Source organism: Chryseoglobus sp. 28M-23, from assembly GCF_014789785.1.
Lineage (GTDB): Bacteria > Actinomycetota > Actinomycetes > Actinomycetales > Microbacteriaceae > Microcella > Microcella indica.
The window spans coordinates 2,098,923-2,119,296 of the sequence record NZ_CP061846.1 but is presented as its reverse complement, the minus strand read 5'-3'; the positions used below and the strand labels follow the sequence as shown (position 1 = coordinate 2,119,296).

Genomic DNA, 20,374 nt, shown 5'->3' with positions numbered 1-20,374 from the left:
ACGTTCGGGAGGTGTGGGGTTCCGCGGCATCGGCGAACTCTACGGGGTGCCCTTGAGGATCGCCTGCTTGACCTCGGCGATGGCCTTCGTGACCTCGATGCCGCGCGGGCAGGCCTCGGTGCAGTTGAAGGTCGTGCGGCAGCGCCAGACGCCCTCCTTGTCGTTGAGGATGTCGAGGCGCACCTGCGCGGCCTCGTCGCGGCTGTCGAAGATGAAGCGGTGGGCGTTCACGATCGCGGCGGGCCCGAAGTACTGCCCGTCGGTCCAGAACACCGGGCACGACGAGGTGCACGCCGCGCACAGGATGCACTTGGTCGTGTCGTCGAAGCGCGCGCGCTCCTCGATCGACTGCAGGCGCTCCTTCTCGGGCTTGGAGCCCGCGACGAGGAACGGCTGCACCTGGCGGTACGACTCGAAGAAAGGCTCCATGTCGACGATGAGGTCCTTCTCGAGCGGAAGGCCCTTGATCGCCTCGACGTAGATCGGCTTCGTGATGTCGAGATCTTTGATGAGGGTCTTGCACGCGAGACGGTTGCGGCCGTTGATGCGCATGGCGTCGGAGCCGCAGATGCCGTGGGCGCACGAGCGCCGGAAGGCGAGCGTGCCGTCCTGATCCCACTTGATCTTGTGGAGGGCGTCGAGCACGCGGTCGGTCGAATACATCTCGACGTCGAAGTCCTGCCAGTACGGCTCGGTGTCCTGCTCCGGGTTGAACCGGCGCACGATGAGCGTGACGGTGAAGGCCTGCACGGCGGCAGAGTCCGCTGCGGGAGCTTCGGGGGCGGCGGTCGCCATCAGTACTTCCTCTCCATGGGCTGGTAGTGCGTGATCGTGACGGGCTTCCAATCCAGTCTGATGTGGTCCTCAGCGACGCCCGAGCGGGGATCGCCCGTGAGGTACGCCATGGTGTGCTTCATGTACTCGACATCGTCCCGGTCGGGGAAGTCCTCGCGCATGTGGCCGCCGCGGCTCTCTTTGCGGTTGCGCGCCGAGTAGACCACGACCTCGGCGAGGTCGAGCAGGAACCCGAGTTCGATCGCCTCGAGCAAGTCGGTGTTGAACCGCTTGCCCCGGTCGTGGATGCCGATGTTCTGGTACTTGTCGCGCAGCTGCGCGATCGTCCGGGTTACCTCGCTCAGCGATTCGTCGGTGCGGAACACCTGGGCGTTGCGGTCCATTTCCTCTTGCAGCTCGCGGCGCAACGTTGCGATGCGCTCCGGGCCGTCGGCGTTGCGGATGCGCTCCACGAGCTCGCGCACCTCCTTCGCTGGGTCCTCGGGGAGGGGCGCGAAGTCGGCCTGGCCCGCGTACTCGACCGCGTTGGTGCCGGCGCGCTTGCCGAACACGTTGATGTCGAGCAGCGAGTTCGTACCGAGGCGGTTGGAGCCATGCACCGACACGCACGCGCACTCACCGGCGGCGTAGAGGCCGGGGACGACGGTGTTGTTGTCGGCGAGCACCTCAGCCCTGATGTTCGTCGGGATCCCGCCCATCGCGTAGTGCGCGGTCGGCATGACCGGCACGGGCTCGTGCACGGGGTCGACGCCGAGGTACGTGCGGGCGAACTCGGTGATATCGGGCAACTTCGTCTCGAGCACGTCGGCGCCGAGGTGCGTGCAGTCGAGCAGCACGTAGTCGTTGTTGGGCCCCGCGCCTCGACCCTCGGCGACCTCCTGCACCATGCACCGCGCGATGATGTCGCGCGGTGCGAGGTCTTTGATGGTGGGGGCGTAGCGCTCCATGAACCGCTCGCCGGAAGCGTTGCGCAGGATCGCGCCCTCGCCGCGGGCGCCCTCGGTGAGGAGGATGCCCAGGCCGGCGAGCCCGGTCGGATGGAACTGGAAGAACTCCATGTCCTCGAGCGGGATGCCCTTGCGCCAGATGATGCCCACGCCGTCGCCCGTGAGCGTGTGCGCGTTGGAGGTCGTCTTGTAGATCTTGCCGAAGCCGCCGGTGGCGAACACGACGCTCTTGGCATGGAAGACGTGCAGATCACCGGTCGCGAGCTCATAGGCGACCACGCCTGCCGCCCGGCCCTCGCTCATGATGAGGTCGAGCACGTAGAATTCGTTGTAGAACTCGATGCCGAGCTTGACGCAGTTCTGGAACAGCGTCTGCAGGATCATGTGGCCAGTACGGTCGGCCGCGTAGCACGCGCGGCGCACGGGCGCTTTGCCGTGATCGCGCGTGTGCCCGCCGAAGCGACGCTGGTCGATCTTGCCCTCCGGCGTGCGGTTGAACGGCAGACCCATGTTCTCGAGCTCGAAGACCGCGTCGATGGCCTCTTTCGCGAGGATCTCCGCCGCGTCCTGGTCGACGAGGTAGTCGCCGCCCTTGACCGTGTCGAAGGTGTGCCACTCCCAGCTGTCCTCCTCGACGTTCGCGAGAGCCGCGGCCATGCCGCCCTGCGCGGCCCCGGTGTGGGACCGCGTCGGGTACAGCTTTGAGATCACCGCGGTCTTGGCGTTCGGTCCGGCCTCGATGGCGGCGCGCATGCCCGCGCCTCCGGCGCCGACGATGACAACATCGAACTGGTGCTGGTGGACGGTGGTCGAGGCGGCGGGGGCGACGAACTCAGGGCTCACGAAAGGTCTCCACAGAAGGATGCGACGAGGGCGGGATCGGCACCTGCTGGGCAGGGGTCGAAGGTGTAGATGACGAGCGTGCCGAGGATGAGCAGCACGGCCGTGGAGGCTCCCAGTGCCCCGATGAGGATGCCGCGCACGCGCGGTGTCGAGACGTAATCGTTGATGATCGTGCGTATGCCGTTGGCGCCGTGCAGCAGCGCGAGCCACAGCAGGAGCGTGTCCCAGACGATCCAGAACGGGTCGCTGAGCTTGCCGGCGACGAAAGCGAAGTCGATCTGACTGACGCCTGTTCCGAGAACGAGGTTCACGAAGAGGTGGCCGAAGATGAGCACGACAAGCATGACGCCCGAGACGCGCATGTAGATCCAGCCCCACTTCTCAAGGTTGATGCCGCGCTTCGTCCGCGCGTAGGGGCTGCGGGGGGCGTCGATGGTGCTCGCGCCAGTGTTCGCCAGGTCAGGGGTCGTCATGATCAGCCTCCGAACACGTTGATGAGCTGGCGGGGGGTGAACGCGATCATGACCACGAGCCACAGGCCGAGGACGATGTAGAACATCGCCTTCTGGTGCCGCGTGCCGACCCCCCAGAAGTCGACCAGGATGATGCGCAGCCCGTTGAAGGCGTGGAACACGATCGCACCGACCAGCGCGAGCTCGCCGACGCCCATGATCGGCGTCTTGTAGGCGCCGATGACGGCGTTGTAGGCTTCGGGGCTCACGCGCACGAGCGCGGTGTCGAGGATGTGGACGAGCAGGAAGAAGTAGATGGCGACACCCGTGATGCGGTGCAGCACCCACGACCACATGCCCTCGTTGCCGCGGTAGAGCGTACCGCCGGGGATCACCGACGGTCGCGGTGCGGGAACGGTCATGGTCGCCGATGAGCTGCCTGCTGCGCCAGCCCCTTCTGTTGCGGGCATTGCCTTCGCTGGCACGAGAAACCCTCCTTGGGGAACGATGACGACGAGCGCGCTCCGCGTCAGAACGTGCTCGCGGGGTCCTTCGGACTCCGTTTTCTCGACTGGTGGCCGCCGATAAGGGTCAGTCTACGTCGACTTTTCTGAGTGCCCGTGTCAGCACCGGGCGTCGCGCGCCGACGCTCTCGTAGTGCGACAGCAGCTGGTCGCCGAGCGACTCCCACGTGCGCCCGAGCACCGATCGGCGCCCCGCCTCGCCGAGACGCGCGCGGCGGCCGGGGTCGGCGGTCAGGGCGGTCACCGCGCGGGCGAGGGTCCGGGGGTCGTCCGGGTCGGTGAGCAGGCCGCTCACGCCGTGCTCGATGAGGTCGATAGGCCCTCCGGAGCGAGGCGCGATCACGGGGGTGCCGCTCGCCTGCGCCTCTTGAATGGTCTGGCCGAACGTCTCCTCGGTGCCTGTGTGCGCGAAGACGTCGAAGGCGGCGTAGGCGCGCGCGAGCTCACTACCATGCAGCGGCCCGGTGAAGGTGACGGGCATGCGGGAGAGCGCCCGGCGCACGCTCGACTCCGAGGGGCCGCCGCCGACGATGACGATCCGGATGCCCGGCACCCCGCGCAGTGCCGAGAACGCTTCGACCTGCTTCTCGGGTGCGAGTCGCCCGACGTAGCCGACGATGGTCTCGCCGCCGGGCGCCCACGAGCGCCGCAGCTGCGCGACCTCGGGCTCGAGCCGCGTGCGCGGGTGATAGCCGTCGAGGTCGACGCCGCGACCCCACCGCGCGAGGCGCTGCACGCCGGCTGCCGCGAGGTCGCTCATGGCCGCGCTCGAGGGGGCGAGGGTGAGGTCGGCCTTGTCGTGCACGAGGTTGACGACGCGCCAGGCGAAGCCCTCGGCGGCGCCGAGCCGGTTGCGGCGCGCGTAGCCGGCGACGTCGGTCTGGAAGACGGCGACGCTCGGGATGCCCAGGCGCGAGGCCTCCCCGATGGCGTGGGCGCCGAGGAGGAAGGGGGAGGCGGCGTGCACGACGTCGGGGGCGAAGTCGGCGAGGGTGCGGTGCACGAGCGGGGTGGGGATGCCGACGGGGAAGCGGCGGTACAGCACGGCGGGCACCTCGTGCACGGGTGCGCCGGCGTACTCGCTGGGGGACCCGGCGGCGGGGGCGATGACGAGGGCCTCGTGGCCACGGCGCTGCAGGTGCTCGAGCACGCGGGCGACGGAGGTCGTGACCCCGTTCACGGTCGGCAGGAAGCTCTCGCTCACTACGGCTACACGCATGTCGGGCATCCCTTCACCGGCCTTCGCTGAGGCCATGCTCCGCGCGTCAGGTGGCCCTCTCGTGAACGGGGGTTGCCGATAGGGTGACGGGCATGCGAGCGACTACCACTGCGCTTCCGGACTTCCACGCCGTGATACCGGCCGGCGGCGTCGGCTCCCGTCTGTGGCCGCTCTCCCGCGCGGAGGCCCCCAAGTTTCTGCACGACCTGACAGGCAGCGGCCACACACTGCTGCGCGATACCTGGAATCGCGTGCTGCCGCTCACCGGCAGCGACGGCATCATGGTCGTCACGGGTCGGGCGCACCGCGCGGCCGTGGAGGCGCAGCTGCCGGAGCTGACGGACGCGAACATCGTGCTCGAGAGCGAGCCGAAGGACTCCTCGGCTGCGATCGGCCTCGCCGCGGCGATCCTCGTGCGGCGCAACCCCGAGGTCGTGATCGGCTCCTTCGCGGCCGATCACGTGATCGGCGATGCCGTCGCCTTCCGTCACGCGGTGAGCGAGGCGGTGGCCGTCGCGCGGGAGGGGTACGTCACGACGATCGGGATGACCCCCACGGAGCCCTCCGTCGGCTTCGGCTACATCTGCTGCGGCGAACCGCTCGCCATCGAGGGGGCCCCGCACGCGCAGCTCGTGACGCGCTTCGTCGAGAAGCCCGACCTCGCGACGGCGACCGAGTACGTCGCCTCGGGGGAGTACCTGTGGAACGGCGGCATGTTCATCGCGCGCGCCGACCGGCTGCTCGAGGAGCTCGCGCAGTCGCAGCCCGAGCTGCACACGGGCCTCGTGCGCATCGCGGCGGCGTGGGACACCCCCGAGCGCTCGCAGGTCGTCGACGCGGTCTGGCCGGGTCTGCTGAAGATCGCGATCGACTACTCCGTGGCCGAGCCCGCGGCGGCGGGAGGTCGGCTCGCGGTCGTGCGCGGCACCTTCCCGTGGGACGACGTCGGCGACTTTTCCTCGCTCGCCAAGCTGCTCTCGAACGGCCGCGTGGGCGATCTGGCGATCCTCGGTGAGGGCGCGCGCGTCCTCGCCGACTCCTCGAGCGGCGTCGTCGTCTCGCGCACCTCCCGCCTCATCTCGCTCATCGGCGTGCAGGACATCGTCGTGGTCGATACGTCGGATGCCCTGCTCGTGACCACGCGCGAGAACGCTCAGCGCGTCAAGTCGGTCGTCGACGCGATCAAGCAGTCCGGTCGCGACGACCTGCTCTAGCACGCGCTCCTCTAGCACGCGCGGTGCTGTCGCGGTCGGCGGGCGAGGCGTCGACGACCGTCGCGGCCTTGCTCATTCGAGCACGCGCGCACGCACGAGCGCACCGGGACCCCTGGAATCCCGCGGATTTCCGGCACATGACGGTCTCGTCGCGGATTCGTAACGCTTCGGTCACCTGGGCCCTTCGGCCCTGCTGAGCGGGCCTCCCGTTCGCTAACGTGGCCCCATGAGTCCCGCCATCGGTAGCGGGGCGGCAATTTTGGAGGACACAGTGATCAACACCACCCGTAAGCGCGCGTTCAGCGGGCTCGCCCTGCTCGGTGCGAGCGCGCTCGTGCTCGCCGGCTGCGCGGCAGCTCCGGAGGAGGAGGCTCCCGAGGAGACCGAGGCGCTCGACTTCTATCCCTGCATGGTGTCGGACGCCGGAGGCTTCGACGACCGCTCGTTCAACGAGGCGGCATTCAACGGTCTCGAGGAGGCCGCCGCCGAGCTCGGCGTGGAGTTCAACGCCGTCGAGTCGGCTGACGAGAACGCCTACGAGCCCAACGTCGAGGGCCTCGTCGCCGAGGGCTGCGACATCATCATCACGGTCGGCTTCCTGCTCGCCGAGGCCACGGCCAACGCGTCGGCCGCGAACCCCGACATCAACTTCGCCATCATCGACGAGTTCGTCGAGGGCGACAACGTCAAGCCCATCCAGTTCGACACCGTCCAGGCGGCGTTCCTCGCCGGCTACGCGGCGGCCAGCTACTCGGAGACCGGCGTCGTCGGCACCTTCGGCGGCATCCAGATCCCGCCGGTGACGATCTTCATGGACGGCTTCGTCCAGGGCGTCGAGTACCACAACGAGGTCAACGGCACCGACGTCCAGGCGCTCGGCTGGGACTTCGAGGCTCAGACCGGTGCCTTCACCGGTGGCTTCGCCCCCGGCACCGAGGCGCTCACGACGGCTCAGGGTCTCATCGACCAGAACGTCGACGTGCTCCTGCCCGTCGGTGGCCCGATCTACCAGAGCGCCGCTGAGGCGATCCGCGACTCCGGCCGCGACATCGCCCTGATCGGTGTCGACTCCGACGTCTACGTCTCCGACCCCTCGGTCGCCGACCTGCTGCTCACCTCGGTGCTCAAGAACATCGCTGTGGGTGTCTACGACGTCGTGATCGCTGCGGCGAACGGCGACTTCGAGAACAGCCCGTACGTGGGGACGCTCGAGAACGAGGGCGTCGGTCTCGCGTCGTTCCACGACTTCGAGTCGCTCGTCGACGCCGAGCTCTCGGGTCAGATCGATGAGGTCATCGCCGGCATCATCGACGGCTCGATCGAGGTCACCTCGCCCGCCACGCCGGGCCAGTAGTCGGCGAGGGGCTACGGCCCCTCAGTCGCGTCACATCGAGGGAGGTCAGCGCTGCTGGCCTCCCTCGATGCGTTGCCGGGCATCCCGGGATCACCGGAGCGCGAAGCGCTCACATGAGCACTGAATCGCTCAGATTCGTGTCGCCCTGCTCCCTTACAGTGGAATCTGACAGGCACACCGACGTCGCCCTGCGCGACGCCCGCGAGCCTCACCGGTTGCACAGCAGCGCCGCATCTCGACGGCGCAGGAAGGCCGAGAGATGAAACTCGAGCTGCGAGGCATCACCAAGCGCTTCGGCGCGCTCGTCGCCAACGACCACATCGACCTCACCGTCGAGCCCGGCGAGATCCACGCCCTGCTCGGGGAGAACGGCGCGGGCAAGTCGACCCTCATGAACGTGCTCTACGGCCTCTACCAGGCCGAGGAGGGGCAGATCCTCCTCGACGACGAGGTGCAGCACTTCTCGGGGCCGGGAGACGCCATGGCGGCCGGCATCGGCATGGTGCACCAGCACTTCATGCTCATCCCCGTCTTCACCGTCGCCGAGAACGTCATGCTCGGTCACGAGTCCACGCAGTTCGGCGGTCGGCTCGACCTCGAGGCGGCCCGCGCGACCGTGCGCGAGGTCTCGCAGCGCTTCGGCTTCGACATCGATCCGGATGCCCGCATCGAAGACCTCCCCGTGGGCGTGCAGCAGCGCGTCGAGATCATCAAGGCCCTCTCCCGCAACGCGAACGTGCTCGTCTTCGACGAGCCCACGGCCGTGCTCACGCCGCAGGAGACGGACGAGCTCATGGAGATCATGCGCCAGCTCAAGGACGAGGGCACCTCGATCGTCTTCATCACCCACAAGCTGCGCGAGGTGCGCGAGGTCGCCGACCGCATCACCGTCATCCGGCTGGGGAAGGTCGTCGGCGAGGCCGAGCCGACCGCGACCAACGCCGAGCTCGCCTCCCTCATGGTGGGCCGCGCCGTCGATCTCACCGTCGACAAGGCACCCGCGAAAGCCGGCGACGACGCTCTCATCGTGTCGGGCCTCACGGTCACCGACTCGATCGGCCAGATCCTCGTCAACGACGTCTCGTTCAAGATCCGGAAGGGCGAGATCCTCGCCATCGCCGGCGTGCAGGGCAATGGGCAGACCGAGCTCACCGAGGCGATCATGGGTCTGCAGTCGCACGTAAGCGGCTCGGTGACGCTCGATGGCACCGAGCTGCTGGAGCGCGGCACGCGGGGCGTGCTCGACGCCGGTGTCGGGTTCGTGCCGGAGGATCGCACCGAGGACGGCCTCGTGGGCACGTTCACGATCGCCGAGAACCTCATGCTCGATCGCTCGACCGGGGCGCCCTTCGTGAAGCGCGGCACGCTACAGCTCGCGCACCTCGCCCAGTTCGCGACCGAGCGCGTGGAAGAGTTCGACGTGCGCACGCAGGGCATCACCTCGCCCGCCGGCAGCCTCTCGGGCGGCAATCAGCAGAAGGTGGTGCTGGCGCGCGAGCTCAGCCGCGAGCTCAGCCTGCTCATCGCGGCCCAGCCCACGCGCGGGCTCGACGTCGGCTCGATCGAGTTCGTGCACAAGCGCATCGTCGCGACGCGCGATGAGGGCGTGCCCGTCATCGTCGTGTCGACCGAGCTCGACGAAGTGACGGCCCTCGCCGATCGCATCGCGGTCATGTACCGCGGTCGCATCATCGGCATCGTTCCCGGCGACACCCCGCGCGACGTGCTCGGGCTCATGATGGCCGGAGAGACCCCCGCGGAGGTGGCGGCGTGAGCAACACCAACGACCCGAAGGACGCGGCGCTCGGCGGCGCGGCGGCCTCCCCCTCGGCGAAGGGGCACCCGGCCGACACGGCCGGTGCCGAGCCCCTCACGCCGGAAACGACGGATGCCGCCGGCGCGCAGCACGGTGCGAGCGACGTGCCGCCGCCTCCGCGCAGCACGCAGATCCTCAAGGAGATCTTCGGCGGCAGCGCCGCGATCTCCGTCCTCGCCGTCCTGCTCGCGCTCATCTTTGGCGGCCTCCTCATCGTCATGACCGACGAGGGTGTGCAGGAGGCTGCCGGCTACTTCTTCTCCCGCCCCGCCGACACGTTGCGCGCCATCGCCGACGCGGTCGGTGGAGCCTACGCAGCGCTCTTCCGCGGCTCGATCTTCAACTACCTGCGCCCCGACGACCTCGTCGCGGCCTTCCGCCCCATCACCGAGACGCTCGCCAACGCCACGCCGCTCATCGCGGCCGGCCTCGGCGTCGCCCTCGCCTTCCGGGTCGGCCTGTTCAACATCGGTGGCCGTGGCCAGATGCTCATCGCGGCGGCTGCGGCGGGCTACGTCGGCGCGTACATCCCGATGCCGCCCGTGATCCACCTCATCGTGGCGCTCGTGGTCGGCATCATCGGCGGCGCTCTGTGGGGCGGGCTCGTCGGTCTGCTCAAGGCGCGCACGGGAGCGCATGAGGTGATCGTCACGATCATGCTCAACTACGTGGCGTTCTATCTCGTCTCCTACCTTCTGCGTACCGAGGGGGCGCTCCAGGCTCCCGGCCAGAACAACCCCAAGAGCGGCCCCATGCTCGAGACCGCGGTGTTCCCCGACCTCCTCGGGCCGCAGTACAACCTCAACCTGGGCTTCATCCTCGTCGTGCTCGCCACGATCTACGTCTGGTACCTGCTCAACCGCTCGGCGATGGGCTTCCAGTTTCGCGCCGTCGGCGAGAACCCCCACGCGGCGCGCGTCGCCGGCATCAACGTGGGCAGCGTCTACGTCAAGGTCATGCTCATCGCGGGAGCCCTCGTCGGCCTCGCGGGCGTCTACCAGGTGCTCGGCAACTTCACCGGCGGCTTCGCCGCCGGCCTCGACGCAGGCATCGGGTTCGACGCCATCACCGTCGCCCTGCTGGGCCGCTCGAAGCCCTGGGGAGTGTTCTTCGCGGGCATCCTCTTCGGTGCTCTGAAGGCCGGCAGCTACACGATGCAGGCGGCCGAGGGCATTCCCGTCGACATCGTCCTCGTCGTGCAGTCGTTCATCGTGCTCTTCATCGCCGCACCGCCCCTCGTGCGTGCGATCTTCCGATTGCCGACCCCGGATTCCTCGTTCCGCTGGCGAGTCCCGTCGATCTCCCGCACGAAGGAGGCGGCCCGATGAGCGCCGTGACCACGACCCCCGCCCCGTCGACCGCTGAGAGCACGTCCGTGACCGTGCGCAGCTGGAAGGCGCCCATCGCGTTCGCGATCTTCACCGTCATCGGGGCGGCGCTCTTCCTCGGCCTCGGCCGCGGCGGCGACACCACCTACCGCCTCAGCGATGGCCGCGACGCCATCCAGTTGCCCGCGCTCATCCTGCCCTCCTATGCGACCGGCATCGTCGCGGTGATCCTCATGGCGGCTGCGGCCGTCGGCGCGTTCCTGCTCGTGCGCGCGGCCCGCAAGGTACCGCTGTGGCTCACGACCGTGTTCGCGCTCGTCTTCCTGCTCGGGTTCCTCACGTGGGCCGCAGCAGGGGCGACCGTCCCCCTCGTCGGGCTCCTCGCTGGTGCGCTCACCGTGAGCACGCCGCTCATCTTCGGAGCGCTCGGCGGCGTGATCTCCGAGCGCGTCGGCGTCGTCAATATCGCGATCGAGGCGCAGCTGCTCGCGGGCGCGTTCGTCGCCGCGATGATCGGCACGCTCACGGGGCAGCCCATGCTCGGTCTGCTGGGAGCGATGATCGCCGGGGCGCTCGTGTCGGTCATCCTCGCCTCGTTCGCCATCAAGTACCTCGTCGACCAGGTGATCGTCGGCGTCGTGCTCAACGTTCTCGTCATCGGTCTGACGAGCTTCTTCTACTCGACGTACATGGTCGACAACCCGGAGCTCTTCAACTCACCAGACAAGTTCGAGAGGGTCGCGATCCCGCTGCTGAGCGACATCCCGGTGCTCGGGCCGATCCTGTTCAACCAGACGCTCATCGTCTACATCATGTTCGTGCTCGTGCCCACCGTGTGGTTCGCGCTGTTCAAGACCCGCTGGGGTCTGCGCCTGCGCTCCGTGGGCGAGCACCCGAAGGCCGCCGACACCGTCGGCATCAACGTCAAGGCCACGCGGTTCTGGAACGTCCTCCTCGCGGGTGCCATCGCCGGTGGTGGAGGTGCGTTCTTCACCCTCGCGGCCGTCGGCTCCTTCGCCAAGGAGATGACCAACGGTGCGGGCTTCATCGCCCTCGCGGCGGTCATCTTCGGTCGATGGGATCCGATTCGGGCGACGCTCGCGGCGCTGCTGTTCGGCTTCGCGACGAACCTGCAGTCGACGCTCTCGATCGTCGGGTCGCCGGTGCCGAGCGAGTTCATGCTCATGCTGCCGTACATCGTCACGATCTTCGCGGTCGCCGGGCTCGTGGGCATGTCCCGCCCGCCAGCGGCCTCCGGCAAGCCGTACATCAAATAGGGGGAGGCCACCATGGCTGACATCGACTGGGATGGCCTTCGCGAGGTCGCCCTCGACGCGATGACGAAGGCCTATGTGCCGTACTCGGAGTTCCCCGTCGGCGTGGCCGCGATCGTCGACGACGGCCGCGTGATCGCAGGGTGCAACGTCGAGAACGCCTCGTACGGCCTCACGCTGTGCGCCGAGTGCGCTCTCGTCTCCACCCTGCACATGACCGGCGGCGGTCGTCTCGTCGCCTTCACGTGCGTCGACGGTGACGGCGGTGCGCTCATGCCCTGCGGGCGCTGCCGCCAGCTGCTGTACGAGCACTCCGCCGAAGGCATGCTGCTGGAGACCGTCTCCGGCATCAAGACCATCGACGAGGTGCTGCCCGACGCCTTCGGCCCCCGCACCCTCGAGACCTATCGCTCAACCCACGACTAACAGGAGCACCACCCATGGCCCTTGAGCCGTTCGACGTCGTCGACCTCATCCGCACCAAGCGCGACCGCGGCACCCTGACGACGGCCCAGATCGACTGGATGGTCGACGCCTATACCCGTGGCTACATCGCCGACGAGCAGATGTCGGCCATGACGATGGCGATCTTCCTCAACGGCATGGAGCGCGAGGAGGTCAGCGCGCTCACCCTGGCGATGGTCGCCTCCGGCACGCGCCTCGACTTCTCGGGCCTCGACAAGAAGACCACAGACAAGCACTCGACCGGCGGGGTCGGCGACAAGATCACGCTGCCCCTCGCGCCGCTGGTCGCCTCGTTCGGCGTCGCCGTGCCGCAGCTCTCCGGCCGCGGGCTGGGCCACACCGGGGGCACGCTCGACAAGCTCGAGAGCATCCCGGGCTGGCGTGCCAGCATCACGGTCAATGAGATGATGCGGCAGCTCGACGATGTGGGCGCCGTCGTGTGCGCGGCCGGTTCGGGCCTCGCTCCCGCCGACGGCAAGCTCTACTCGTTGCGCGACATCACCGGCACTGTCGAGTGCATTCCGCTCATCGCCTCGTCGATCATGTCGAAGAAGATCGCCGAGGGCACCGCCGCGCTCGTGCTCGACGTGAAGTTCGGGTCTGGCGCGTTCCTGAAAGACATCGAGAAGTCGCGCGAGCTCGCCCAGGTCATGGTGCGGCTCGGCGAGGACGCCGGGGTGGCGACGCGCGCCGTGCTCACCAACATGAACGTGCCGCTCGGTCTCGCGATCGGCAACGCCAACGAGGTGCGTGAATCGGTCGAGGTGCTCGCGGGCGGCGGGCCTGCCGACGTGGTCGAGCTCACGGTCGAGCTCGCGCGGCACATGCTCGAGCTCGCGGGCGTCACCGATGCCGACGTCGAAGCGGCGTTGCAGGACGGCCGCGCGATGGATGCCTGGCGCGGCATGATCGCGGCGCAGGGCGGCGACCCGGATGCTCCGCTCCCCGTCGCCCCGGAGTCCCACACCGTGCACGCCGAGACCTCAGGGGTGCTCGTCGAGCAGGAGGCCCTGCCCTTCGGCATCGCCGCGTGGCGCCTCGGCGCCGGGCGTGCGCGCAAGGAGGACCCGGTCGACCACAGCGCAGGCATCGACCTGCACGCCAAGCCGGGCGACACGGTCGAGGCGGGGCAGCCGCTCTTCACGATGCTCACGAGCGACGAGGGCCGGTTCGCCCGCGCGCTCGAGGCGCTCGAGGGCGCCTACCGCATCGGCTCGGCCGACGACGAGGTGCGCACGGGCGGCCCGCTCATCGCGGGCGTCGTCGAGTAGCCCGAGCGGGGCATCCCGCCTCGCCTCGAAGAGAGCGGCGACTGTGCTGGCTAGTCGCAACTGTGCTCGTACGGCCGGCCACACCTGCCACCGGCGGGCACAATTGCCCGCCCTGGTGGGGGTGGAGTTAGAGAGCCGGGTCGCCGATGCGCTCGAGGGCGTCGATGACGAGGTTCCAGAAGCGGTCGGCGTCGAGGTCCATCGCGACCTGGGTGGGGCAGCTCTCCGGCGCCGGTGCCCGCAGGTCGGCCACCGTCATGCCGAGGGTGAGCGTGCCGGTGAGCTCGACGTCGAGCGGGGCCCGCACCGTGCGCACGATGCTCGGGTCGATGACGTAGGCCACGGCGCAGGGGTCGTGCACGGGAGGGTGGTCGAAGCCCTGGGCGTCCTGGTACGAGTGCGCGAAGAACTCCAGCAGCTCGCCCGTGAAGCGGGCCGGGCCGGTGCCGATCGCGGCGATGCGGGCCGCGACCTCGTCGGTCGCGAGTGCCTGGTGCGTGACGTCGAGCCCGACCATCGTCAGCGGCCAGCCCGCCGTGAACACGATGTGCGCGGCCTCCGGGTCGATGACGATGTTGAACTCGCTCGTGGCGCTCCAGTTGCCGATGTGCACGCCGCCGCCCATGAGCACGACCTGCTTGACCCGCTCGACGATGCGCGGCTCGCGCCGCACGGCGAGCGCGATGTTGGTGAGGGCGCCGGTCGGCACGAGCGTGACGGTGCCGGGCTCGTGCGCCATGACGGTGTCGATGATCAGGTCGACGGCGTGGCGGCCGTCGAGCTCGATGGCCGGTTCGGGCAGCACGGGCCCGTCGAGCCCCGACTCCCCGTGGATGTCGGGAGCCGTCTCGACCTCGCGCACGAGCGGACGCTCCGACCCGCGGGCGAACGGCACCGAGTCGAGGCCGATGACGCGGGCGACGGCGAGCGCGTTGCGCGTCACCTTCTCGATCGTCTGGTTGCCCATGACGGTCGTGACGGCGAGCAGCTCGATGTCGGGCGAGCCGTGGGCGAGCATGAGGGCGACCGCGTCGTCGTGGCCGGGGTCGCAGTCCAGGATGATCTTCTCAGGCATGGGCCCAGCCTAGCGACATTCTGCATATATGAAAGCGTCTTGCACCTGTGTAGAGTGCGCTCATGAGCACGGACAGCAGCACGAGCAGACCCGCCCGCATCAACCACGGCGCAGCGGAGGCGCCGGACTCGGCGGCGCTCGCCGCCCGCGGCGCTGCCCGCATCGACTGGATCCGCTCGCGCATGCCCCTGCTCGCCGAGGCGCGCGACGCCCTCGCGGCGAGCCGACCCTTCGACGGCCACCTCATCGGCATGAGCCTGCACCTCGAGCCCAAGACGGCGGTGCTGCTCGAGACCCTCCAGACCGGCGGCGCCGAGATCGTCGCGACCGGCAACCACGGCTCGACGCAGGACGACGTGGTCGCCTACCTGCGCACCCTCGGCATGACCGTGCACGGGCGGCGCGCCGACACCCTCGACGACCACCACGCGAACGTCGCCGCCGTCGATGCGGCGCGGCCGAGCATCCTGCTCGACAACGGGGCAGACCTCGCCGCGCTCGCCGCCGCTCGCGTCGACCCCGCGGCCGTCTCCGGGGGAGACCCGACGGGCGGCACCGGCATCATCGGCGGAACGGAGGAGACGACGAGCGGAGGGCTGCGGCTGCGCGCCGAGCTTGCGCAGAGCATCCCGTTCCCCATGCTCGTCATCAACGACTCGCGCCTCAAGGCGATCGGCGAGAACAAGCACTCCGTCGGCCAGTCCGTCGTCGAGAGCCTCATGCGCATCACCAACCTGCGCCTCGCCGGCCGACGCTTCCTCGTCGCCGGCTACGGCTGGTGCGGTCGCGGCATCGCGCAGTACCTGCGGGCGATGGGCGGCAAGGTCGCCGTCGCCGAGATCGACGAGCTCGTCGCCTTCGAGGCCGCGTGGGACGGCTACCGGGTCGGCCCGATCGAGGAGCTCGCCGAGTGGGCGGAGGTCGTCGTCACCGCGACCGGGCATCCCGACGTCGTCACACCCGCCGTGCTCGACCGGCTCGCCGACGGCACCGTGCTCGCCAACGCCGGTCACGTGCCCTGGGAGATCGACGTGGCCGCCCTGTACGCGCGGTCCACCGCGCGCACGGTGCTCGACGAGGCGATCGAGCGCGTGGACCTGCCAGGTGGGCGCCACGTGATCCTGCTCGCCGAGGGTCGCATGGTCAACCTCGCCGGGCGCGAGCCCAAGGGCAACTCGCTCGAGGCGATGGACCTCGGCTTCCTGCTGCAGGCGCTCTCCCTGGAGCGTGTCGCGACGAGCGCGGCATCGCTCGCTCCCGGCGCCCAGCCGGTGCCCGACGACATCGATCGCGATATCGCCAGACGGATGCTCGCCGTCATGGGCGCGGACCGGTGACGCAGCCCGGCTACGCGGTACCGGCGCTCGACAAGGCGCTCGACATTCTCGAGCTGCTCGCCGACGAGCCAGCGGGGCTCGCGCAGTCGGAGATCGCCGAGGCCACGGGGCGCAGTGTCGGTCAGATATTCCGCGTGCTCGTCTCCCTCGAGAGGCGCGGCTACCTCGTGCGCGAGCGTGGCGGTCGGTACCTGCTCGGCACGCGGCTGTTCGACCTCGCTCACCGGCATGCGCCCCTGCGGGGCCTGGAGGCCGTGGCGCTGCCGATCATGCGCGAGCTCGCCGACAGCGTGCGGCAGTCGTGCAACCTCGCCGTGCTCGAAGGCGACCGCGTACGGGTCGTCGCGCAGGTGGAGTCGCCCGCTGACTTCGGCTACCGGGTGCGGGTCGGCGCGCTGTTCGACGTCGCGGGCACCGCGACGGGGGAGGTGCTCGCGGGCGACCGCGACGAGCTCGTGCGGGCCGACGCTCTGCAGCCCGGCATCACCGACGTCGTGGCCGCCGTGCGCGGTGCTACCGGCGCGACGATCGCCGCGCTCACCGTGCCGTACGTGAGCACGAGCTTCAGCACCGTCGCGCACACCCAGGTCGTGCAACAGGCTCGCAGTGCCGCCCGAGACATCTCGCAGGCACTCGGGTGGATACCGGGGGTCACAGGGAGGTAACGACCGGTAGGTTGGGAGCATGACAACGGCGACGCAGAACCTCCTTCCCGGCACCGACCTCGCCCTGGAGGCGCTGCCGAAGGTGTCGCTGCACGACCACCTCGACGGCGGCCTGCGCCCCGCGACGATCGTCGAGCTCGCGGCCGAGATCGGCTACGAGCTTCCCGCGGGCGCCACCGACGCCGAGTCGCTCGGCGAGTGGTTCGCCACGCAGGCCAACTCGGGGTCGCTCGTGCAGTACCTCACGACGTTCGACGTCACGATCGCCGTCATGCAGACCCGCGACGCCCTCGTGCGCGTCGCCCGCGAGTTCGTCGAAGACCTGGCGGCGGATGGCGTCGTGTGGGGCGAGATCCGCTGGGCCCCCGAGCAGCACCTGCAGCAGGGCCTGAGCCTCGACGAGGCAGTCGAGGCCGTGCAGCAGGGCCTGGACGAGGGCGTCGAGGCGGCGCGCGGCGCCGGCACGAGCATCCGCGTCGGCCAGCTGGTCAGCGCCATGCGCCACGCCGATCGCGGCCTCGAGATCGCCCAGCTCGCGCTGCGTCACCGCGACACGGGCACGGTCGGCTTCGACATCGCGGGCGCCGAAGCAGGGTTCCCGCCCTCTCGTATGCGCGACGCGTTCGAGCTGCTCGCCGACGAGTTCTTCCCCGTCACGATCCACGCCGGCGAGGCGGACGGCATCGAGAGCATCCGCGGGGCGCTGCGCGACGGCCACGCCCTGCGCCTCGGCCACGGCGTGCGCCTGCTCGAAGACATCACGCTCGTCGACGAGGGCGAGATGACGCGCGCGAGCCTCGGCCGCATCGCCGAGTGGGTGAAAGACCGCGGCATCGCGCTCGAGACGAGCCCCAGCTCGAACCTGCAGACCGGCGCGATCGCCGCGTGGGGCGACGCGATGGAGGACCACCCGCTCGACCTGTTCACCCAGCTCGGGTTCCGCGTCACCGTCAACACCGACAACCGCCTCATGAGCGCCACGACCCTCAGCCGCGAGCTGCGCCTCGTCGCCGAGACCTTCGACTACGACCTCGACGACATCCTCGCCCTGCAGCTGAACGCCGCCCAGGCGGCCTTCCTCCCCGTCGAGGACCGCGAGGCGCTCATGGACACGATCATCGCCGGCTTCGAGGAGCACGCATGAGTCTGCCCTCCCTCGCCGACCGCGCCATCGTGCTGCAGGCGCACGCCGCCGACTGGCGCGCCGCCGTGCGCCTGGCCGGCGACGCACTCGTCGACAGCGGCTGCACGACCGCCGAGTACACGGAGGCGATGCTGCGCCTCGTGGAGACCCACGGCCCGTACATCGTCATCGCGCCCGGCCTCGCTCTGGCGCACGCGCGCCCCGGCCCCGAGGTGCGCCAGGACGGACTTTCGGTCGTCACGCTCGCCGAGCCGGTCGAGTTCGGTCACGCGCACAACGACCCGGTCTCCGTCGTCATCGGCCTCGCCGGGGTCGCCGCCGACGCCCACCTGAGCGCCGTCGCCGACCTCGCGAACGCTTTCAACGACTCGGCGGCCATCCAGGCCCTCGCCCGTGCGACGAATCGTGAGGATGCTCGCGCCATCCTCGAGGGGCGCCGGGTGTCATGACGCCGCGGGCGAGGGAGGTTCCGGCGTGAAGATCGTCGCGATCTGCGGTGCCGGTATCGGCTCGAGCGGCATCCTCAAGGTCAACACCGAGCGCGTGCTGCAGCGTCTCGGCGTCTCGGCGACCGTCGTCGCCGCCGACATCGACTCGGTCGCGCGCGTCGCCGCCGATGCTCAGGTGATCCTCACGAGCGAGGAGTTCGTCGAGGCGATCGGGCGCACGCACGCCGACGTCGTCGTCGTGCACAACTATTTCGACACCGATGAGCTCACGCAGAAGCTGACCGACGCGGTCGGGTAGCGGCCCCGCCCGGTTCGCACCGTCGCGCCCCTTCCACAACGTCGGAGTGGGGCGAACCCGGCTCATGTCACTCCGAAGTTGGGGAAGTCTGCCCGTCCTCGTCCTTCTTGCCGCGCTGCTCCCAGGGGTCCGGCGGCAGCGGCGGCTTGCGCAGTGACAGGGCGACCGCGAGGCCGAGAGCCGTCAAGGGCGCGACGTAGGGGGCGAACGCGAAGAGCGTGATGGCCACGAGGAGCCCGGCGCCCACGCCGATGACGAGGGAGCGCAGCGGGCTGCCCACCGGCTCGCCTTGAGCGTCGAGACTCGGTTGCAGGGCCACCGCGGCGAGCCCCGCGGCGACGCCCGTCGTGCCGAGCAGGGCGTAGAAGAACGCGAGGCCGCCGAAGACCGCGATCGGAGCGTTGACGATCTCGATCACGAGCACGACCGGTCGGATGAGCAGCACGAGGTAGGCGGCCAGGAGCAGCCAGCCGGGCCGTCCGGTCCGCGTCGTCGCGGCGTGCGCCGCGTGCAGGAGCGGCAGGAAGCCGAGCAGCGCGATCGCGTTGAGACCCAGGAAGATCTGCACGGCGGCGACCGGGTCGGTGCTCTCGTCGAGGAGCACGAGCTCGAGCGCGGGCACCAGGAGGAGCGCGACGGCCACGACGGCGGCGACGATGCCGGCCCGGCGGCCGGGCGCGCGCGAGAGCCGCTCGAGCAAGGTCGAGGGCTCGGGGGTCGCGGAGGAGGTGGTCATGGTCGTGCCTTTCTGCGCAGGGAGACGAGCACCGTCACGACGGCGACGAACGCCAGCAGGATTCCGCCCGTGCTCGCGATCCCGATCCACCACGCGATCGCCGCGGTCGTCGCGACCATCGCCGCCCCGGCCGGGCCGGAACCGCGCACGGCGTGGTGCAGCCACCCCACGGCGAGGGCGACCGCGACGGACTGCAGCGCGAGCGCGGAGAAGTACACGGCGTCGGCGGGGGAGACGAGGATGGCGATCGAAGCGACGCCGAGCATCCCGAGGGAGGCCCCCGTGACGAGGCGCGCCTGAGGCCAGCGGCGCAGCAGCAGCACCGACTGCGCGAGCAGGGCCGCGGCGCCCAGCGAGGCGACGGCGAAGCCCTGACCCTGGCGCAGCACCCCCTCCTCGGCGAGCAGGATGCCGACCGTCCACGCCACGACGACGAGGGTGAGCGCCGTGATGCCGAGGGTGATCGTCGCCCGGCGCTCGCGGCGCGACCACGGCCGCGTGTCGGCTGGGGCGGTCACGAACAGCGGCAGGCCGGGCAGGCCCGAGACGCCGATGTTGCGCCCCTGCGCCTGCCCGCGCTCGATCATCTCTCGCTCGATCTGCGCGCGGATCGCCAGCTCGCGGGCGACGCGCGCGTAGTGCGCGCGGTCGGCGATGCCGAGCCCCACCGCCGCCGCCATGACGAACGCGGGCGAGACCCCCGCGACCATGAGCGGCACACCCAGTCCCACCCCGCCGATGCCCGCCCAGATGTGCGCGGCGAACGCGTCGACGTAGGGGCGGATGAGCACCGAGGTGGATGCGGCGGCCGCGGCCGCCGTCACGGTCACCGTCGCCGCCGAGACCACGTCGAGTGCGCCGATGGGTCGATCGGGGCCGACGACGATGAGGGCGAGGAGCCCCATCGTGGCGAGCGCGCTCGCCGTCGAGATCACGATCGTCGCGAGCGCCGCCGTGCGATCCAGCCGGTCGGCGCCGCGGCGGTTGTAGAGGGTCGCGAGCCCGACCGCGCCGAGCGCTACCGCGACCGAGGTGAGGCTCGAGCCGCCGGGCAGCGAGAGTGCCGAGACTCCGAGGCCCGCCGACCACAGCAGCAGAGCCGCGAACCAGATTCCGGCAACGGCGGGCGGCAGCAGCGGGGCGCGGGTCACCCCTCCACCCTAGGCGG

The 20,374-nt window shown here is 70.0% G+C and carries 20 protein-coding genes; 12 read left to right on the top strand and 8 right to left on the bottom strand.

The genetic code is table 11. The features are described 5' to 3' along the window. Positions 1 to 39: 39 nt before the first annotated feature. From IE160_RS10275 to IE160_RS10255, 5 genes are all read right to left on the bottom strand, one after another. Positions 40 to 795 (bottom strand): succinate dehydrogenase iron-sulfur subunit, encoded by a 756-nt coding sequence (locus IE160_RS10275; protein ID WP_179872494.1) that lies wholly within the window; start codon positions 793 to 795, stop codon positions 40 to 42. Next, positions 795 to 2,585: a succinate dehydrogenase flavoprotein subunit gene (gene sdhA, locus IE160_RS10270; protein WP_179872493.1), complete on the bottom strand. Its 1,791-nt coding sequence runs from the start codon at positions 2,583 to 2,585 to the stop codon at positions 795 to 797. The genes IE160_RS10275 and sdhA overlap by 1 nt, the downstream gene beginning before the upstream one ends. After that, positions 2,582 to 3,058, bottom strand: coding sequence for a succinate dehydrogenase hydrophobic membrane anchor subunit (locus IE160_RS10265; RefSeq protein ID WP_179872492.1), 477 nt, complete (start codon positions 3,056 to 3,058; stop codon positions 2,582 to 2,584). Before IE160_RS10265 ends, sdhA begins: the two co-directional genes overlap by 4 nt. Before the next feature lie 2 nt (positions 3,059 to 3,060). Then, positions 3,061 to 3,459, bottom strand: coding sequence for a succinate dehydrogenase, cytochrome b556 subunit (gene sdhC, locus IE160_RS10260; RefSeq protein WP_179872491.1), 399 nt, complete (start codon positions 3,457 to 3,459; stop codon positions 3,061 to 3,063). A 169-nt stretch (positions 3,460 to 3,628) separates the two neighbouring features. Next, entirely contained in the window at positions 3,629 to 4,780 is a 1,152-nt protein-coding gene (locus tag IE160_RS10255) for a glycosyltransferase family 4 protein (protein ID WP_224744456.1), read from the bottom strand. 92 nt (positions 4,781 to 4,872) lie between these two features. On the opposite strand from IE160_RS10255, the gene IE160_RS10250 reads away from it, so the two are divergent. The 7 genes from IE160_RS10250 (at position 4,873) to IE160_RS10220 (ending at position 13,502) form a co-directional block, all read left to right on the top strand. Further along, entirely contained in the window at positions 4,873 to 5,994 is a 1,122-nt protein-coding gene (locus tag IE160_RS10250; RefSeq protein WP_179872490.1) for a mannose-1-phosphate guanylyltransferase, read from the top strand. A gap of 271 nt (positions 5,995 to 6,265) precedes the next feature. Continuing rightward, positions 6,266 to 7,348: a BMP family lipoprotein gene (locus IE160_RS10245; protein ID WP_224744455.1), complete on the top strand. Its 1,083-nt coding sequence runs from the start codon at positions 6,266 to 6,268 to the stop codon at positions 7,346 to 7,348. A gap of 259 nt (positions 7,349 to 7,607) precedes the next feature. Continuing rightward, positions 7,608 to 9,122, top strand: coding sequence for an ABC transporter ATP-binding protein (locus IE160_RS10240; RefSeq protein WP_191151033.1), 1,515 nt, complete (start codon positions 7,608 to 7,610; stop codon positions 9,120 to 9,122). After that, positions 9,119 to 10,492, top strand: coding sequence for an ABC transporter permease (locus tag IE160_RS10235; protein ID WP_224744454.1), 1,374 nt, complete (start codon positions 9,119 to 9,121; stop codon positions 10,490 to 10,492). Before IE160_RS10240 ends, IE160_RS10235 begins: the two co-directional genes overlap by 4 nt. After that, complete coding sequence (locus tag IE160_RS10230) at positions 10,489 to 11,769, top strand: ABC transporter permease (RefSeq protein ID WP_152582307.1); 1,281 nt, start codon at positions 10,489 to 10,491, stop codon at positions 11,767 to 11,769. The genes IE160_RS10235 and IE160_RS10230 overlap by 4 nt, the downstream gene beginning before the upstream one ends. 12 nt (positions 11,770 to 11,781) lie before the next feature. Continuing rightward, positions 11,782 to 12,192, top strand: a complete 411-nt coding sequence (locus IE160_RS10225) for a cytidine deaminase (protein WP_152582308.1) — start codon at positions 11,782 to 11,784, stop codon at positions 12,190 to 12,192. A 14-nt stretch (positions 12,193 to 12,206) separates the two neighbouring features. Continuing rightward, positions 12,207 to 13,502 (top strand): thymidine phosphorylase, encoded by a 1,296-nt coding sequence (locus IE160_RS10220; protein ID WP_191151032.1) that lies wholly within the window; start codon positions 12,207 to 12,209, stop codon positions 13,500 to 13,502. A gap of 127 nt (positions 13,503 to 13,629) precedes the next feature. Here IE160_RS10220 and uriH read toward each other — a convergent pair whose 3' ends face one another. Further along, positions 13,630 to 14,577, bottom strand: a complete 948-nt coding sequence (gene uriH / locus IE160_RS10215; protein ID WP_179872488.1) for a uridine-preferring nucleoside hydrolase UriH — start codon at positions 14,575 to 14,577, stop codon at positions 13,630 to 13,632. Between the two features lie 62 nt (positions 14,578 to 14,639). Between uriH and IE160_RS10210 the strand changes: the two genes are divergently transcribed. Genes IE160_RS10210 through IE160_RS10190 form a run of 5 tightly spaced genes read left to right on the top strand, consistent with a single transcriptional unit; the run spans position 14,640 to position 18,470 of the window. After that, positions 14,640 to 15,914, top strand: a complete 1,275-nt coding sequence (locus tag IE160_RS10210) for an adenosylhomocysteinase (RefSeq protein ID WP_152582313.1) — start codon at positions 14,640 to 14,642, stop codon at positions 15,912 to 15,914. After that, positions 15,911 to 16,579 (top strand): IclR family transcriptional regulator, encoded by a 669-nt coding sequence (locus tag IE160_RS10205; protein ID WP_152582314.1) that lies wholly within the window; start codon positions 15,911 to 15,913, stop codon positions 16,577 to 16,579. Before IE160_RS10210 ends, IE160_RS10205 begins: the two co-directional genes overlap by 4 nt. Before the next feature lie 19 nt (positions 16,580 to 16,598). Further along, positions 16,599 to 17,723, top strand: coding sequence for an adenosine deaminase (locus IE160_RS10200; protein WP_179872487.1), 1,125 nt, complete (start codon positions 16,599 to 16,601; stop codon positions 17,721 to 17,723). Continuing rightward, positions 17,720 to 18,172, top strand: a complete 453-nt coding sequence (locus IE160_RS10195; RefSeq protein WP_152582316.1) for a PTS sugar transporter subunit IIA — start codon at positions 17,720 to 17,722, stop codon at positions 18,170 to 18,172. Before IE160_RS10200 ends, IE160_RS10195 begins: the two co-directional genes overlap by 4 nt. A gap of 25 nt (positions 18,173 to 18,197) precedes the next feature. Continuing rightward, positions 18,198 to 18,470 carry a PTS sugar transporter subunit IIB gene (locus IE160_RS10190; protein WP_191151031.1) on the top strand — a complete coding sequence of 91 codons (273 nt, stop codon included), beginning with the start codon at positions 18,198 to 18,200 and terminating at the stop codon, positions 18,468 to 18,470. 67 nt (positions 18,471 to 18,537) lie between these two features. Here the strand turns inward: IE160_RS10190 and IE160_RS10185 are convergent, their stop codons facing one another. After that, positions 18,538 to 19,206, bottom strand: a complete 669-nt coding sequence (locus tag IE160_RS10185) for a hypothetical protein (protein WP_191151030.1) — start codon at positions 19,204 to 19,206, stop codon at positions 18,538 to 18,540. Continuing rightward, the gene (locus tag IE160_RS10180) at positions 19,203 to 20,357 is read right to left on the bottom strand and encodes a hypothetical protein (protein ID WP_191151029.1); all 1,155 of its coding nucleotides are present in this window, start codon (positions 20,355 to 20,357) and stop codon (positions 19,203 to 19,205) included. The genes IE160_RS10185 and IE160_RS10180 overlap by 4 nt, the downstream gene beginning before the upstream one ends. Positions 20,358 to 20,374: the final 17 nt, after the last annotated feature.